At 38.4% G+C, this 17,553-nt stretch carries 14 protein-coding genes; 9 read left to right on the forward strand and 5 right to left on the reverse strand.

The genetic code is table 11. The annotated features are described in order from the left end of the window. Positions 1 to 5: 5 nt before the first annotated feature. Together HYV86_05430 and HYV86_05435 are read left to right on the forward strand one after the other, a co-directional pair. A complete protein-coding gene (locus tag HYV86_05430) occupies positions 6 to 359 on the forward strand; it encodes an EamA/RhaT family transporter (protein ID MBI2573277.1) in 354 nt (117 codons plus the stop codon). Further along, the gene (locus HYV86_05435; protein ID MBI2573278.1) at positions 352 to 693 is read left to right on the forward strand and encodes an EamA family transporter; all 342 of its coding nucleotides are present in this window, start codon (positions 352 to 354) and stop codon (positions 691 to 693) included. Before HYV86_05430 ends, HYV86_05435 begins: the two co-directional genes overlap by 8 nt. Here HYV86_05435 and HYV86_05440 read toward each other — a convergent pair. Beyond that, the gene (locus HYV86_05440) at positions 690 to 1,361 is read right to left on the reverse strand and encodes an HAD family phosphatase (GenBank protein MBI2573279.1); all 672 of its coding nucleotides are present in this window, start codon (positions 1,359 to 1,361) and stop codon (positions 690 to 692) included. The two genes, HYV86_05435 and HYV86_05440, sit on opposite strands and share 4 nt — an antisense overlap. Positions 1,362 to 1,387: 26 nt before the next feature. Next, positions 1,388 to 2,140: a hypothetical protein gene (locus tag HYV86_05445; GenBank protein ID MBI2573280.1), complete on the reverse strand. Its 753-nt coding sequence runs from the start codon at positions 2,138 to 2,140 to the stop codon at positions 1,388 to 1,390. A 96-nt stretch (positions 2,141 to 2,236) separates the two neighbouring features. On the opposite strand from HYV86_05445, the gene HYV86_05450 reads away from it, so the two are divergent. Beyond that, positions 2,237 to 2,938, forward strand: coding sequence for a hypothetical protein (locus HYV86_05450; GenBank protein ID MBI2573281.1), 702 nt, complete (start codon positions 2,237 to 2,239; stop codon positions 2,936 to 2,938). Positions 2,939 to 3,103: 165 nt separating this feature from the next. Here the strand turns inward: HYV86_05450 and HYV86_05455 are convergent, their stop codons facing one another. After that, the gene (locus tag HYV86_05455) at positions 3,104 to 3,610 is read right to left on the reverse strand and encodes a hypothetical protein (protein ID MBI2573282.1); all 507 of its coding nucleotides are present in this window, start codon (positions 3,608 to 3,610) and stop codon (positions 3,104 to 3,106) included. Beyond that, entirely contained in the window at positions 3,607 to 4,329 is a 723-nt protein-coding gene (locus HYV86_05460; GenBank protein ID MBI2573283.1) for an AAA family ATPase, read from the reverse strand. Before HYV86_05460 ends, HYV86_05455 begins: the two co-directional genes overlap by 4 nt. Positions 4,330 to 4,690: 361 nt before the next feature. Here HYV86_05460 and HYV86_05465 point away from each other — a divergent pair, with 361 nt between their 5' ends. The 6 genes from HYV86_05465 (at position 4,691) to HYV86_05490 (ending at position 15,163) form a co-directional block, all read left to right on the forward strand. Further along, positions 4,691 to 5,755: a hypothetical protein gene (locus HYV86_05465; GenBank protein ID MBI2573284.1), complete on the forward strand. Its 1,065-nt coding sequence runs from the start codon at positions 4,691 to 4,693 to the stop codon at positions 5,753 to 5,755. 78 nt (positions 5,756 to 5,833) lie between these two features. Further along, on the forward strand, positions 5,834 to 12,121 hold the full coding sequence (locus tag HYV86_05470) for a carboxypeptidase regulatory-like domain-containing protein (GenBank protein ID MBI2573285.1): 6,288 nt from the start codon (positions 5,834 to 5,836) through the stop codon (positions 12,119 to 12,121). A 29-nt stretch (positions 12,122 to 12,150) separates the two neighbouring features. Next, on the forward strand, positions 12,151 to 12,696 hold the full coding sequence (locus HYV86_05475) for a hypothetical protein (protein ID MBI2573286.1): 546 nt from the start codon (positions 12,151 to 12,153) through the stop codon (positions 12,694 to 12,696). A gap of 40 nt (positions 12,697 to 12,736) precedes the next feature. Beyond that, entirely contained in the window at positions 12,737 to 13,861 is a 1,125-nt protein-coding gene (locus HYV86_05480; GenBank protein ID MBI2573287.1) for a hypothetical protein, read from the forward strand. A gap of 93 nt (positions 13,862 to 13,954) precedes the next feature. After that, positions 13,955 to 14,497 (forward strand): hypothetical protein, encoded by a 543-nt coding sequence (locus HYV86_05485; GenBank protein MBI2573288.1) that lies wholly within the window; start codon positions 13,955 to 13,957, stop codon positions 14,495 to 14,497. Between the two features lie 63 nt (positions 14,498 to 14,560). Then, positions 14,561 to 15,163 (forward strand): hypothetical protein, encoded by a 603-nt coding sequence (locus tag HYV86_05490; protein MBI2573289.1) that lies wholly within the window; start codon positions 14,561 to 14,563, stop codon positions 15,161 to 15,163. 167 nt (positions 15,164 to 15,330) lie between these two features. On the opposite strand, the gene HYV86_05495 is transcribed toward HYV86_05490, so the two are convergent. After that, complete coding sequence (locus HYV86_05495; GenBank protein MBI2573290.1) at positions 15,331 to 17,463, reverse strand: diphthine--ammonia ligase; 2,133 nt, start codon at positions 17,461 to 17,463, stop codon at positions 15,331 to 15,333. Positions 17,464 to 17,553: the final 90 nt, after the last annotated feature.

Raw genomic sequence — 17,553 nt, forward strand, 5'->3', positions numbered from 1 at the left:
CTCCTATGCGACAAAAATCAGCTCTGATATTGGCGTTAATTTGTACATTATGTACTTCTCTAGGACAATTATTATGGAAATACGGTGCTGACCCTTTAGATTATGTTTGGTTATTTGTAGGTTTCATATTTTATGGTATTGGCGCATTGTTAATGATCCTTGCGTTACGCAGTGGCGATCTTAGTTTTGTTCATCCTCTTCTCGCAACTTCATATATCTGGGTAACGATACTCTCCGTTATTGTTTTTCCTAATGACGTCTTAAATGCCTGGAAAATAGCAGGGGTAGGTACAATTATAATCTCTGTAATTTTATTAAGTATTGGCAGTACCCATGAACAGGTGAGTCCACATGGTTAGTACATTCTCTGTAATTCTGATTGCTGTTGGATCAGCTATTGCCGCTACAGCTGCATTTCTCCTCAAAAAAGGCGCAAGCTCGTATCCTTGGTACTTACTATGGAAAAGCTGGCGCGTAGATCTAGGAATTTTCTTATACGTTGCGTCAGCAGTGCTTTATATTCTGGCATTGCGAGAAACCCCATTAAGTGTAGCTTTTCCCCTCTCTGCCATGGTCTATCTCTTTAGTACGGTTCTTGCAGTAAGCATAATGAAAGAAAAAATGAATCTGTTAAAATGGATAGGTTTAGGAGGAATTCTTCTCGGTGTTTTATTAGTAGGTATAGGAAGTTAATTTTTAAACAAAATGCTATTGATCTTTGATAGATTGATTTGTGAGAAATTTTGAATAATCTTATCTGCAGCAGACAATTCTTTGCGAGTATAATAGGGAGTTTTTATCGCAATGCATTTCATCTTAGCACGTCGAGCAGCTTGGATACCAAAGACCGCATCTTCAAAAACAATGCAATCTTTCGGTTGCTCTTGGACTTTGCTTGCAGCTTTCAAAAATACATCGGGATGAGGTTTGTGCTTAACTACATCTTCTGCATTGACAATAGCATCAAACTGATTATGGATCTTAAGCAGACGAAGAATATTTTGTGTACGCCAATGAAAACTCGAAGTAGCTACAGCTCGTTTAATTTTAGCATCTTTAGCTTGTTGAAGAAGATCGTGAAGATGTGAATTAGGCCGGATATTTTGTTTGAACAATTCTAGTTCAATTTTACCTATCTTTTGCGATAGCGTGTTAAGATCATAGGGGATAGTAATGTTGAAATCTCGTTTCCAGACCTTGACAAGATCAGGCAATGACATTCCCAAATAACCTTTCACATCAGCAACCTTTGTTGAGAAAGGAATATTTTCTTCCTGTAAAACAAGGCGGAATGCTTCCCAGCTGTAGGGGGTAGAGTTAATGAGCACGCCATCCATATCAAAGATTAAAGCACGAACCATGACAAATAGGACGAAGATGAATGTTTTTATGGTTTTGCTTTATTCCACATTTCTTCAAAGAATCGTTCATAATTAGAATAAGTCTGCTCACTTTGGATGACAAAAAGTGTAGGAGTTGGTGAATAAATAAAATGCATTACATAACCTTTGAAGATGAACACGCCTGTGGGAAAAGCGTGATCAATAAATCGTCGTTGTGATAATTTGTATTGAGGGTAAAGTTTAGTTATTTTATTTTTATGTATAATCTTTGAGAGAAGTTTCACTCTTATCCCTTTTTCAATTCTTTTGAGATGATAGTTTAGAAAAAATAGTTTTAGTTCTGGGGAGGTAATTTCTTCATCTACGGTAAAAACATAATACTCTTCTCCCTTCTTAAGTGTCTCAAGTATGCGGTTGAATACTGTCTTAATTCCTTCAAAACCCTCGTACACCGAACAGGTTTGGGCTTCTTGTGATAATTTTTGTCTTTGTTCAAGTAAAGGAATTATTTTTTCAAGTTCTTTTTCTGATTCTTCAAAAGCTCTTTTTTCCTGCTGAATGTAGTCAAGCAGACGTTGTGGAGATGATGGCTGAAAATATTTCATGCCTGACTTCTGAACATGACTTACAAGTCCTTTTTGAGTGAGCTTTTCGAGAATTTCATAGACTTTTGAGCTGGAGATATGTGCTTTATCAATGATAGGACCCGTCGTCGTCTCACCAAGTTCCAACAGCGCGAGATAAATTTTGATTTCGCCGTCAGTAAAGCCTACTTTTTTGAGGATTGAAATGTCCATTTTTGGTTTAAGATGCTGCTACTTTTTAAAATTTTCTTATTACTCCTCACCTTAGGGGAAGTAATTGTTATATCTTAGAAGTTAAACCAACCGGACATGGATGATTTTCGTATTTCAAAACCTGTTCCTGAGTACCATCTCCATATTGATGGTAAAGTACATAACAATGAACCATTCAAAGAGCTTGCACGAGAGATCGGTTTTGAAGATGCAACATTTGAGCGCCGAGGGCGGGGAGAACCATTGTATCACATGACCAAAAAATACGGGTTATCTCAACGAGTTAACGCTTCTAGCGATTTGGAAAAACTTCGTAGCGCTGCTACGCGATTTGATTATAAAGGATATGTCGAGCTTGAAAAAGTGACAAAACATTGGGATTATCAACGTGAGGAGACAGTGGTTGTCGAGTCTGTAAGAGAAGCCCATCTACCATTTCATATGAGCCAACGTTATTTACGCGGTGAAGGAAAAGAAGTTTTCAAAGTAGCAGATATCCACTATTCACTCTCCCAAGATACCGACCCCGCATTAATCAAAACACTTGAAGACGCAGGTTTACTCTGTGTAAGACCTATACGAGATCCCTATTATGTTTTCACCTGTCAGTTTGCTGCTGCCAATGGTGTTTCTAAGATGATAAACCGGTTAGAGGGTATTTTGTATAATTTTACAGAGGAACATGCACAACATATTCCTTGGGCGGCTTTAATGGTTGAAACTGTCAGGGAGTATATGGTTTCTAATATTGGACCAGAACATTTGCCTGTTGTGGTTGATGAGTGTAAGTTTGAATAAGATCTTCTTTTCATCTAACTCCAATCGTTTTCTTCTCCAGCATCTCTAGTTCTTTACTCATTACAATTTTAGTATAAAGATACGTTAATTCAATGTATTTATACCTACGAATTCTTGCAGTTGAGTGGCAGGTATGGAAATTTGTGAAAAAATAGTTTTTAGTTTCTACTCAACCAATGCTTTTCTTGATCTAAACATCATCCGCACCCGCCCTATCAGATAAGGCACAAGAAAGGCGCCAGCAAAGACAACACCCAGAATCCATGAATTATAACTACTTTCTAAAGTAGGATATAAATGTGTAACAGCAAAAGTAATCGCAAAAATATTTGCAACCCCTAACGTAGGAATCAATAAAAATGCAAGAATATGATGACCTGTGTTAATATGCGCCATATCATTAAGCAAGAAATTATACACTAATCCCATCATCAAACCTAAAAATGCAATCAATCCATACAAAATAGTAGATGGAAAGAAAAGTAGAAAAGGTATAAACACAGCAATAATTGCCGCATTCGCAATGACAATAAGAATCAATGCGCTCCAAAAAAGCACTTTACTTACACCAATATTTTTTTGTGTTGCATGAGCAATAATTTCTTCCGCTCGAGTAATTTCACGAGAGTTCCATCCTTTTTGTCGTAATGCTAGTTTGGTGTGAAGTTTCATAATGTAGATTCAGACTCAAATGTTAAATATTTTGCTGCAGTATTAAACTCACGAGAGGGTTTACAACGTGGGAAAAGAGCAGCAAGAGGCATGCCTTTATGCAATGCACGACGTACTTTCTTATGAAAAGATATCCTTGCAATCACTTTTTGGCCAAGAATTTCTTCCACTTGTTGTTGTTTTAATTCATGACGATCATTGTGTGTCATATTAAGAATAACACCCGCGATAGTATTATTATGAGCTTGGGCTAGCTGCATTGTCTTAAGAGCATCCATTACTGAAGGCAAAGTAGGGTTAACAATAACGAGTACTTCATCGCTATTTTTGAAAATTTGTTCAACATCATACCCTAAACCACTTGGTGCATCAATAAGAATAATATCCGCAACATTATCCAACGCAAAAAAGAGCTTATTAAGTTGACCCACATTAGTCTTTTGAAATTCCGCAAACGAAGGCGACGCAGGAATAATTCGTAACCCCGATTCATGAGTATGAATAATGTCTTTAAGGCCTTTTTCTTTACGTAAGAACTTATTTAACGTCGCTTGAGGGTTTGGCATACCTAGATGAGTTGCCACATTAGGCGTAACTAAGTTGCCATCGACAATCAAAACGTCTTTCCCCAACTTTTCTAAAGCGTACCCTAATGAAATGGTTGTAGTTGTTTTTCCGACTCCCCCTTTTCCCGAAGCTAAAGCAATAAATTTAGTCATAACCCCACATAAGAGATGAAGTTTAATAAGGTTTTCCCAAGAACAGACCAGTAGAAAATGTCGCCATGTGGCCAGCGAAGCCGACACTTTTGTCCACAACTATGCATGAAATTTGAAAACTATCAGATTTCAGCACAGAAATCAAGTCTTTACACAAAATGAGATAGCGATCTCATTTGTGCCCCAACAAAGTAGTTTCTTTGTTGTGGGCTTGATTTCTTGTGCCCTCGCTTTCCATAAAAACATTCTATTTTCTAGCGAGAAAACAGGTCTGCGAGGGGCTGAGCGAGACATTTTCTAGAGAGCCCAAAAGAACAGACCACAGGTGATTTTTATAAAGGTCAACATCTCTTCTCCTTTTATGAAAACATGGTGGAATTTAGGTCTTGTCTGGATAATAACAATAATTGCCATTCCATTCACGTATGCAGCAACCGGTTGTTTTCTGGAATCAGAAAGTGCCTATTACTGCCAAGATCTCGATGAAACCCAAGCCCAACAAGAATGTGAGGGTATTGAAAGTTGTAATCTTAACGATGTATTCTCACCAGACTCACCTTGTAAGAGCAAATCTCAATGTGAGAGGATTCTTTGTAAAACAACCTGTACAGAATTATTTGCAGATCAATGCAGTAGTGGCGCAATCATAGAATCAGAACAAAATGCATGGTGCACTCCGGGGTGCTGCCGGATTCATTATAACGGAGGGAACGTCTGCACTTTCCTTCCTAATAAAGGTCTATGTGAAACAGAAGCTGCCACCTGGCAAACAAGTGCATTTAACTACGATTCACAAATGGACCGAACATCTTGTGAGAATTATTGCGCCCCGCTGCGCGCATTAAGTGCCAACCCATTTGAGCATTTACCCTCAGAAGAAGTATCAACAACTAAAGAAACAGTAAATAGAAAACAAGAAGAAACCAAAGATGAAAGTGTCTCTGCCATACCTCTTACCCAAGAAGAACATAACAACATAACAGCAGACTCATCAAACTCAATTAAAAAATCAAAAAAGACATCGTCAAATGTGATTATTCCCTTAATCGTCATAAGCCTAGCGGGAATAGCTTTTTTTGTATTTAGTCGTCTCCGACAAAAAAAAATCAAATCTGAGACCCTACAACCAACTTCGAAAACCGAAAATGAAGAAGAAACGGAAGATAACAATCTAAAATGGTCTATTCCAGCTCAATTTCCTGATCCCAGTTTCCCCACAACTAAACTTCCCACACCCAAACAAGAAAGAGAGAAAGAGAAAACCCAATTATACTTTGCTTTCGGAACACCTCAAAAAAAGCTATCTGGGCCACTAAAAACTCTTGATCGTTTAGTAAAAACCCATCAAAAAAAGCAGACTTCATCTTCCCAACCTAATACTTTTGACCAACTTCGTTCATTAAGCAAAAAGAAAGAACAAAAATAACAGCCGAAAAAGACAATTTAGACAATTCTTTCACCTCGGAAGGTTTATAAATCATAAAACAATCATTATTACTGTTCCATGAACGTAAAAAAAAGAGGTATGGTAGTTATAGTTCTAGCTATTTTTCTTGCCCTAGTTTCACCTCTTGCTCTCGCACCCGAAGCCGACGCATTAGGATGTTACATTTTCCCCAGTGATTCAGGATTATTCTGTCAAGAAGACGTAACTTTTGCCACAGCACAACAAGATTGTCTAGAGAATGCACCAGAAGGATGTAATGACATAACCACCTTTTTTGTAGAAGGACAACGCTGCAATCAAGTTCCAGCCTGTGAAGAAATCTTATGTAATGTTGATTGTGAATTTCAACCTTTAGCCCTGTGTAAAGTACAAGCAAGCCAAGCCACAAGCAACTTACCCTCCCCCTTACAAGGAGAACAAGTAGTAGACGAGATCCGGCAATGCGGTCTTGGATGCTGCCAAATTGATAACCCTCGAAATGCCAATGCTCCAACGTGTCAAATGACTTCTACCAAATTTAGTTGTGACGTCACTGCTCTACAACTTTGGGGAGATATGAGTGGAGCTCGCTTTCAACCGGGAATAAACGAAGAAGAATGTCGCGCGCAATGTGGAAATATAGCTGCGCCTCAACCAAATGAACCAGTACAAGAAGATCAACAAGCCGGGACAGGAGTAATCCATGGGGTTGTGCGTGACGCTAATGCTCCTAATGCCCCATTAGAATCTGCAACCGTATTTCTTCAAGGACCTACTTCAGTATCTATACAAACAGATCGGCAGGGAGAATTTTCATTTGCTAATCTTCCTAGCGGATCCTACACCCTCACTGCTACCAAAATTAACCGCCGACAAGCCCAACAACAGATCACAATTGTTGAAGGTCAGCAACCTGACGAGATTACTTTACAACTTGAAATTGAACTCAACCGAGTTGTCAGCGGTGTTACTCGTAAAGTTAATCCAGATGGAACAATAATGCCATTTTATGGCGCAGATATCTTTATCAACAATATCTTTCGAGCAAAATCACTCTACCCAGACGGACGATTTGAGATCCGCCTAAACCCAGGAGAACATATTCTTATTGCCAGATTCCAAGATTATGAGTACACGAGTGAACCATTTATCATTGAAAACCAACCTAAAGTCCTCAATGATGTAATTCTTACAAAAACAGCAAGTGAATGTGGAGTAAATGGAGCTACACCACAAAAAGATGTTGAAATTTTTAATGCCCAACATGTCCCCGGTGAGAAAAAAGTACGATTGAGTTGGTCAAAACCCTGTCAAGAAGTAATTGGGTACACACTCAAGAGAATTAATCCTGATCAAACAGTAAAAGCATTCGAAGTACTGCCCGCAACTGCCAGCATTTTTATTGATGATGACTCAACGCTTGAATGGCAAACAGCCTACACCTATACCATTGTAGCAAACTATCCTCCTCCAATTCACCAATCTCTTAACCCAAGACCAACCGAAATCACTCTTGGAGACAAGCTCTGTGAAGATCGTTATGATACACAAACAGGGTGGGCGCAATTCTGTTTAGCCAATGATCCTTCCAGTCCAGAAAATGAACGTGAGATTCGTTACACTTGTACAGATGAGAACCAAGTAGATTCGACAGATTGTTCTACATTTAACGATCTTGAAAACGGAGTTCGCTATTTCTGTGCTCGAGAAGGAGAAAGAACAGCGAGTTGTCGCAGTCAGGCTCAATGTTTAGCATCAGGAGACCCTTTCGGATTATATTACACTAAAGAAAGTTGTTATTCTACCACTGATGATCAAGGTGAACAAGTACCCACCTTCTGTTATTATGATTCATCGTCAAGTATTGTTAACAGCTGTCAAAGCTGCCTTAACATTGATAGTTGTTTTGAATACCAAAGTAAAGATGCATGTGTCCAAAATAACTGCCTTGGCACTCTTTGTAAATGGGTTGACGCTGCATCAAATACCCAACCGTTATTAGACTATGCTAACCTCAACATCCCAGGATTAGTCACTCCAGAAACCGGAGCAGGATACTGCGTAGAAGAAAATTATGACAAAGCAGACAAATGCTCGCTATGCGGACCAACTAACCCCTCCGCACTACAATCTTCAGTCTTATTTGAAAATTATTATTGCACCGCAGAAGTCTGCTCAGCATTAGGTCGTTGTTTTTCTAATTCAGCGCAAAGCGGCAATGCCCTCACCTCATGTGAAACCTGTGGAGAAAAACCAACCGACGCAGCAAATTGTTACACTTATCAATCTCCTCTTGAATGTACGGGAGGGCAAAACACTCAACGTGAAAATGGACCAAACCTTCTTCTCTCACAGGATCAATGTAAATGGAATCGCTGTACGTGGCTAGGCAATCAAGAAGACGGCCAATGTGTGAAAGATGGAGATGGAGATGGCATAGGAGACTGTGACGAACCAAACAGTGAAGATTTACGTGGAGGATTACGATCAGCATGCAAACGTGATATTACTCCCCCTATTACTATAGCAGAAAGTAACGATCAAAACACACCTTCCGTATCTCTTGCTGACCATAACTTTACTCTCACTATAACAGATAATGAAAATGCTGTTGGCTCGATCTACACTTGTATAAACCCATTACAAGAAAATCTTCCCGATACGTGCACTGCATTCGAAGAATTCCAAGAACATACTTTCACCAATCGCAAACTCGAACAAACTCAACAAATCGATATTTTTGAACATCTTGATCTTGAGAATCTTCCGCAAACACAAAATTTCAAACTACTCTTTTTCTCAAAAGACATCTACAAAAACCAAGAAAATGTGCAAGAACTCTTTTTCTTTATGGACATCAAGAAACCCCATTTCACACTTAAAACTCAAATTCAAACACCTTCCATCCAAGATGAAGAAAATCAAGTTAACCCTCAAAATAGAGCAGCAACTCCTCCGAAATCAACTCTAGTAGTTCATCTAGAAGATATTTCTGAACCAATTCAATGTAACTTTGAACTTGATCCCCTTCTTCCTCAAGGTGAATTGATCACTGCTTCAAAACCCCTTTTAGAAACTGGAATTGAAACGACATTTGAAAATCTTGACGCAATGAGATATAACCTAACCGCATCATGTTTAGATCAATATGAAAATCAATTTAACCAAAGTGAAGAATTTGTCCTTGATCGCGAAACGCGCATCGATATCATCTCCCCTCAAGGTCTATTTGCAACAAAACAACATACATTCGAAGCAAGAACGCAAGATCTTGCCGTCTGTCAACTTCATTTTGTCACCCTGTCCAATGGTATTCCTCAATACCAATACATCACTGATTTTACTGCATCGCCAGATGGAAAAAGCCATACTATTCCTGATCTTGATATCACACCTTATTATCCTGGACGCTACCATGAAAGTACAAACTTTGTAATCTCTTGTCAAGACCAATTAGCCGGAGAAGAATACCAAGATATTTTCTCATTTAGTATTGATCAAATTGCTCCCGTAGCAACTTTATTTATCGGTGAAGATGGAGAACAAGAAGAAATAGTTGCAAACAACTGGGAAAGAATTTATTTTGCCTCGGCAGACATACGCTTAACATGTGGCACGCAGGACCATGGATTTCCTTGCGCTAGTTTACACTACTGCATAGGACCAGAAAAAGATTTTTCCTGCCGAGGAGCTGACCCTACAACCTATCAAACATTCACAACCCCATTCAAAATACAAAACTCGTCCACTATTTGTTATTACGCTAAAGATCAACCTAACAATCTCCCATTAATAATTGAATGTGGAACTGCATCTATTGATGGATTTGGTATTACACTTGAAAATCCTCAACCCTATACCTATAAATCAGAAATTATAGGAGTAAGCTCCCAACCTGAATTTGAATGGCGTTTTAGCACCCGCCTACCAAGCACGAGTTGTCGTTTTGATTTTGTACCTGATTTTGAATATGAGGATATACCACCAGTTCGAATTTTACAAGCAGAAGGCGCATCGAAATATCGTCTTGATCGATTCCCCATTTCTGCTGGAACCGCAGCCTACCCACAAGAAGGGGGACAATATGATCTCTTTGTACAATGTGAAGACGATCACAACCGTATAAGCCCTCAAAAGAAAATGACTCTTGTCTATGACCCTTCCGCACCGCAAATTAAAGAAGCCATTGCCCTCCCTAACCCTATCTTTGAAGGAGCAAAAACAACATTTTTTGTGCGAACTGATGACCAAACTATTTGTAAATTTGATGATCGAGAAGGCATCACCACGTTTGAAACTATGCGCTATCTCTTTCCAGGAGCAGCGCGTAATGAAAAAGTACTTGATACTCACCACAATGTTTCCTACCCTATACGTTTTCAAGGATTAAGTACGACCATTCCTCTTACCACGATTTGTAAGAACGGCGCTGATGCTCTCTCAGAACCTCAAACAGTACCATTAATAATTGATTATGCACAACTAGGTAATATCTTGCGAATTTTTCCTTTTGGAGAATATTTTAATTTTAATACTATACTTGCCGAAGTTGAAACATCCAAGAATGCATTATGCGAATATCGTCAAGATGTTGAATATCTACCATTTAGTGTAACAGGCGGCAAACTACTCCATACTCTTCCATTAGAACGACTTCAAGATGGACACTACCAATATCCTATCCGTTGTACTATGGCAGGAAATCACGTTGTTGAAAACCTCATGAGTTTTACCATTGATCAAACTGCACCTACAATTACCAATATTAGTGACGGTAACATCACCTGTGGTCAAGCCGATATCGCAGTTCAAGTATATAGCCAAGAAGAAAATCTAACACAGTACACGTACGAAATCTATGATCTAGGTCAAACAATTATTCCTCCTACTCCCATAAATAATTCTAATAGTACAAACAATAATACCAACCAAACAGGGAATAGGGGGATTGGAATAAATAATTCTTCACGGGTTAATCCAACTCTCCCTGCCCCTACACATATCTTAGTCTCAAATCTTACCATCCCTGCTATAAATCCGTTTAATGTTCCCCTCTCCAACCTAACACCGTATCACAAATACAGCGTACGAGTACAAGCAACAGATGCAGCGCTAAATCGTGGACCACCTTTTGAAAGTAATGGTTTTACCATCACTCCCGCTGATTATTCAGTATGCGTAGATGACACAACACCCCCCGATATACAAGTAGCAGTAAATTCAACATTATGCCATGGTGCAACAGTAACTCTATTATGTCCTGGTGAGGATTGCCGAAACTTTACCTACGGAGTAAGTCCATCAAACAATTGTGTTGCCAATCTTTCTTATAATGGACAAAATGTTCTTTTCACGCAACCAGGATACATCTGTTATAGTGCTCAAGACTATGTAGGAAACAGCGTACGATCTTCACGCCAAATTAGCTTAATAGATAACGACGGAGATGGACGTATTGATACAACACAATGCGACCGTTGTAGTCAAACCCAAGCCGGAGCAATTGTTGACATGCAAGGGTGTAGTGATGAACAAGTAGATGAAGAACAAGCAAAAACAGACACGGATAGCGATCAGTTGCCTGATGCCTGGGAAAAACGTTTTAATTCGCAACTATGTCTTCTTAATGCAGAAGAACAAGATAGTGACGCTAACGGAATTTCAGATAACCTTGAGGATTACGATGACGATGGATATACCAATTATCAAGAGTTTGTTGCTCTAAGTGATCCCTGTATTGCCGACGTGATACCTCCTAATCCCCTTGAAGAAAACCCCGAAAAAGAGGAACCTTCAATTATAGATGATATCCTTCCTGAACCAACACAGACTGATTCATTACCTTTAGTATTCATGATAATTGGACTAGTCATGATGATAAGTTCTGCTGCATTCCTCATATATTTCTATAAAAAAGGCGGTGCCACTGGATCGGGAAAAGTAGAAAATATATCACGTAATGCCACCTCTACTTCATCAGGAGCGACAGCAGAAACTGGTCTCTTAGGTGGTCTTCGTTCAAAACTTCAAGAAATGCGATATCAAAGCTCACAACGTAGCAAAGAACGTCAACGTGCAGGAGTCTTTGATTCATTTTCCCAAAATTCAAAACAAATACCCCATATAGAAAAACTAGTAGGTAAAAGTGCTACACTTCCTGCATTACAGAAAGTTGCTCAAACCTATGTAGATCACAAAGACGAAATCAAACCAGGACTTCGCAAAGAAGAAAAAGATATCTTTAACAAAATCGAGCAAATTGCAAAGCAAACCAAAGAGAAAAATATCGGACAAGTAGTCAGCAAACAAGAAGCCAATGATCTATTTGGTAAATTGCAAAAACTAGCAAAAGAGAGAAAGAAATGATGATAAATATAAGAATCGACAAAAAAGCCATGGGTGTCGGACAAGTCTTTGTCTTTATCGTTGCCGCTATTACATTTGCATTAATTGCTATTTTTGGATTTAAAGCAATAGTAAGTTTCATGGATAGTGGTGAACAAGTTCAATTTGTCCAATTCAAAAACGATCTTGAAGGATCAATAAAAAAAATATATACCGAATACGGCTCAGTTCGTAAAGAAGATTTTAACCCAGGTTCAGAATTCACAAAAATCTGTTTTATTAATTTAGATTATGAAGGATATGATCAAGATCAATTAGATAGATTATGCGCAGAAAACCAAATTGCCTGCGATGCGTGGAAAACAGCGCAAGACGAAAAAGGAAGTAACACTGCCTATGACACTATTGATCAAAACGTCTTTCTCACCCCGCAAGTCTCAATTCCTATAAAAGTGCATCAGATTAGCTTACTTGACAAAGATGACCAACCCACTGGTTTTCTCTGTCAAACCATTACACGGGGCTCATTTTCGATCATTCTTGAAGGGAAAGGAGATCATACTGAAGTTTCACCCTATCTTCCACACGAGAATTAAATTAACGCTTGAAATTAAACTATAACTTACCAAAACCATCATGACACGCCACCGTAAAGGAGAAATTTCCATCACATTTAACTGGATTTATGTAGCAATTGCCGGCGCAGTAATTCTCCTTTTTTTCGCTGGACTCATTGTAAAATCAAAAGCTACTGCAGAACAGCAACTCAGTTTTGATGTCATTACCATTTTAGATTCCATTTTTACCGGAGCGCAAGCATCAGAAAATACCAAAACTCCTATTGATACCAGTGGTCTTACAGAATATACTCTTCAATTTGAGTGTGATGAACGCGTCACAACGTATTCCATAAAAGATACAATAGCCAAAGAAGATGCCGCGATTGCACCAATTTTCTCACCATATGAATTACAAACCCCTCGTTTAATTCTTTGGAGCTTGCCTTATAAGTTTCCATTCAAAGTAATTGACTTTTTATTTGTAACCTCTCCTAATACCAAATATTTTGTAATAGGCTCAACACCTTCTTCAATAGAATTCATCAACGAATTTGATAAAGCAACCAAAGACAGTGATCCGCGCAACCAAATTAACAAACAAATTCTGAGTGATCCTGCTGCCTATGCACTTGCCGATCCTCAAAATAATTATCAAGTAAGATTTATCGATCTAGATGGAAAAACAATACCCACAACGCCTCCTCCGCTTAAAATCAAATCCCTTGCTGATAATCGAGTCAGCGCTGTTAGCTTTGGAGCAAACAACGTAAAATTCTATCAGAAAAAGGGCGAGACTTGGGTTTTAAGCAGAGGGTCTCGTCCTGAAGGGATGTCAATTATCTCAGTAGCATCTCAACGTGACGCTACAAAATACGCAGCTATTTTCTCCGGAAGTGAAGAACTATATCGTTGTAATATGCAAAAAGCGTTCGAACGTCTTGAATATGTCAGTCAGATTTACTCAAAGCAAGATACTGGAAAATTGGCAGAAATGATTCAGTATTATCAAGCAGCAGATCCAACTTTACCTTGTTTGGAATTTCTCAAAGCGCTCCAGGCGCCTCTTGATTTTATGGCAAATACAGCATCTCAATGTAAACAGGAACCAACCTGTGATTTTGGAGGACTTATCACCAATGCAGCAAAAATTCAGGAACAAAATACGATCCTTTCACGAAATGGTTGTTTAACACTCTATTAGATAATAATAAACACAATATCAATAATTAAAATTTCAAAACAAAACTTAATGATAGGCTCAAAACAATAATCAGAAAAAAACACGAAAACAAAAATGGAAAAACAAGAGCAAAGAATAAACTCAAAACGTGGACAAGTAAATATGACTGAAACTATTGCAGTTCTTTTAATCTTCTTAATTCTACTTATTTTTGGTATTGTCTTTTATGCACGCTATCAAGAAGGAGCAATAAAAGAAAAGGAACGAGAGCTAGATCAACGTCAAGCTATCGAAGTAACAACCCGCGCGCTCTTTTTACCAGAATTAATATGCACCAAAGGCAACGCCGAGACCGATACATTCTGTTTTGATGTGCCTAAACTCAAACACATTGAAGATATCACAAAAAACAACATGAATTACTATTTTCAAATGTTTGGTTACGCCACCATCACCGTACAAGAATTGTATCCTGGAACAGGCAATCCTCCTACATTTCAACAATGGACTATTTATAACAAAATAAAAATTGACCCTAACACACAAGAACCATCAGTCAATAAAGAGAAAACTGATTTCGTCGTGACGCTACGTGACGAAACTACCCAACGAGGTATGCATCGCTTTGGAATTGTACATGTCGAAGTATATTCCTAAATAATCCAACAATATAATTACAATAATAATACCAAATTAGAAAAGATTAGAAATACTTGCACCATGAGAAGAACAACCCATAAACTTGGACAAATGGAAGTCATTGGATTAGTAGTGATTGTATTATTAATTTCATTAGGCATGATCTTTATGGCTATTTTTGCGCTTAAAACCGCAGACGATAAAAAGATTTTTACACGTAAAGAGTTGGCAACAAGCACCCTCGCCGCAATCTTAAAAACCACAATTACTGATGAAAGTTGTTATGATGCTGCAGATCGAAATAGAGTCCCATTGCCATTAGGAGAAAAAATACTTGAAGATTGTGTTCTTCACAGTCCCCCAAGCAGTTCTGATTATAATTGCCAAGGAGCAGATGGGCTACCCCAACACAGTTGTGCCTTTTTCGAACAAACAGTAACCACGCTACTGGATCAATCACTAGGACAAGCAACGCCAGAGAGTTTGCATAAACGCTATGAGATGAAAATAACAGTAATACAAGCAGAAGGCAGACAGGTTTTCACACCAATAGATCCAATCCTCTCCCTAAGAGGAGGTTGTCCAAAAAGTAGTGCGGGAAAAGACCGTGACAGTTCAAAACCATTTCCGTTGCAAGTAGAAGGCATAGGTATTGTTCAAGCTGAATTATACATCTGTGATTAATCCATAATATAGGAAACCAACTAAGTTCTTCGGTGCTGTAGGTTGGTTTCCTATTAGAAATCCAACACATTTGCCGAATTATTTTGTTGGATTTCTATATAATCCTCACGTCACAAAAAATCCACAAAAATCTATTAATGAGAAATTTTGTAAAATTTCGTTTTTTCCTAATTTTTCTTTGGAACCAGACGAGCAGATATGATTTCTAGTCGAGCAGAACATGAAGAAGAAGTTTCAATACGAAAATCAACTACTTCAACTCGACTCTCAAAAAGTGGACAATCAAGCACTAAAGATTCAAACTCTCCCCCTTCTCCGTTCATGTTAAGACCGATTTTATCCTGAAGTTTTTTAAGACGAGAAAGATCAGATAGAATCAAAGGTCGACCCAACCATGAAGCATCTAATCCCTCTGCAGCTACTGCTGTAAGCATGAACGTGAATCCATGGTCAAAAAGTTCATTCATCTCTTGCTCTTGACTTTTATGCCATAAAGGCGAGAACACTTTAAGCCCAAGTTCTTCACAAATCCTCTCAATACGGTCGCGTTGATAGGTAGAAAAAACAGCCCCTGTGATGATACCTTTAATGTGATACTCCTGTTGTGACCGCAAAAGTGCCAGACGCAAATCGTCAAGTTCTCGTTCTTTTTCGCCCAGAGTTACTTGCTCAAGTAAAGGCAGACCCATTGTCTGCGCTTGTAACGATGTAATTTCAATTGCTGGTGTATGAAACATAAATGAATCAGCATTTTTTGATTTCAGTGTAATCAGACATGTAAGATCATAATTCTGTTTTTTCATAATATACGCAGCATACGTTGAATCTTTTCCACCCGAAAATAATACTCCTAATTTTAGATTATGATTTGGATAAAATGTCCTAAGATATGCTGACTTTGAGGAAAAACCGCTTTTGGACGCAAGTTTTTCTAAAGCATAATCAAAACGAGAGCCATATTGCGCTGCTGTTTTTTTTCTCCAAGCAATTTCAGAGGGTACTTCTTCTTGTTGAGCAATTAAACGCAAGATGTGCTTAGACATCCCCTCCCTAATTTTGTATTGCGCAGGAATTTTAAGAGCATAATCCATCAGCTCACGATCAAGAAAAGGCAAACGTAATTCTAAAGAATGGTACATCGTAACAACATCATCCCGATACAAATCACGTTCGTAAATTTTACGTAATCCGGCGATACATTCTTGATTAATATTAAACGCATGAAGATGACGTTCGTACCCTGCAAAAATTTCCTCACTGCCTAAACCAGAAAGAATAACTTTACAACCATCATCTTTTGCCATCTCGCATGCCAGAAAGAATGGAAGAGCAACACCCACTTTAACGACATTAGAATCCTCAATGAGTGGCACTATCTTTTCAAGATACGCAGGAACTTGATCTAAAGTGATTTTTTTCACACGTAGAGAAAGTCCAAGTTGCTCTGCAGCTTTTTGAGCATAAATAAGATCTGTTGGTTGAACCGCAGTATCAGCTACGTCCAGCGCGGCAGTATAACACACAACGTCGTGCCCTAGATCTTTACAGACTTTGGCAAGATAGGTTGAATCCACACCACCAGAAAAGAGAATTCCAAATTTTTGGTTAGGGATACGTTTGAGAATGGCTTTGTGCAATAGTTGTTTTGTTTCTTCTTTGAGAACTTCGAAATCGTTCGTATGTTCCGGAACACATGCAACAAACGACCTATCACAAAATGAGACCGATTTAGTTTCTAAATTATATGTAAGAATACGTCGAGGATGAAGCTCTTCGATGGCAAGGTATCCTAGTTTCTCCAGAACTTTTTTCTCCGAAGCAAATGCAAACGCATCACGCGTTGCACTATACCAAATTGGTTTCTCTCCGATGAGATCTCGTGCAAGAATAATTTTACCCTCAAACCAATAGGCAAAAGCAAACACGCCATCAAGTTCTTCCATCTTCTCCAAATCTAAACCAAATTTATCAAGAAATTTAAGAAGCAATTCAGCATCATTTTTTGCCTCTATTGAATATAACTGAGCTAATTTTTGCCAATTATAAATTTCACAATTAGCAACCAAAATTCCTTTCTCTTTAAGTGGTTGAGGTACATGATCAACAACCGCATGAAGACGATGACCAAGAATGTTTTCACCGGTAAGATGAGTTAATTGAGCGGTATCTTTTGCATATTGAACATAACCCCCATCCGTAACTCCTACCCCATCTCTACCTCGACATGCCAATTGTGATAGACCATTAACTACTTGTGAATGTGCCTGAGGATTTCCCAATACTCCAATAATACCACACATAAGTGGTTAATTTTAACGATTTTATATAAAAGTTAGGGAAGGAATAAAACTAATACGAAAAAGTTATATTTGATCTCTATCTACATAGAT

Source organism: Candidatus Woesearchaeota archaeon (assembly GCA_016188115.1).
Taxonomy (GTDB): Archaea; Nanobdellota; Nanobdellia; order Woesearchaeales; family GW2011-AR9; genus JACPIK01.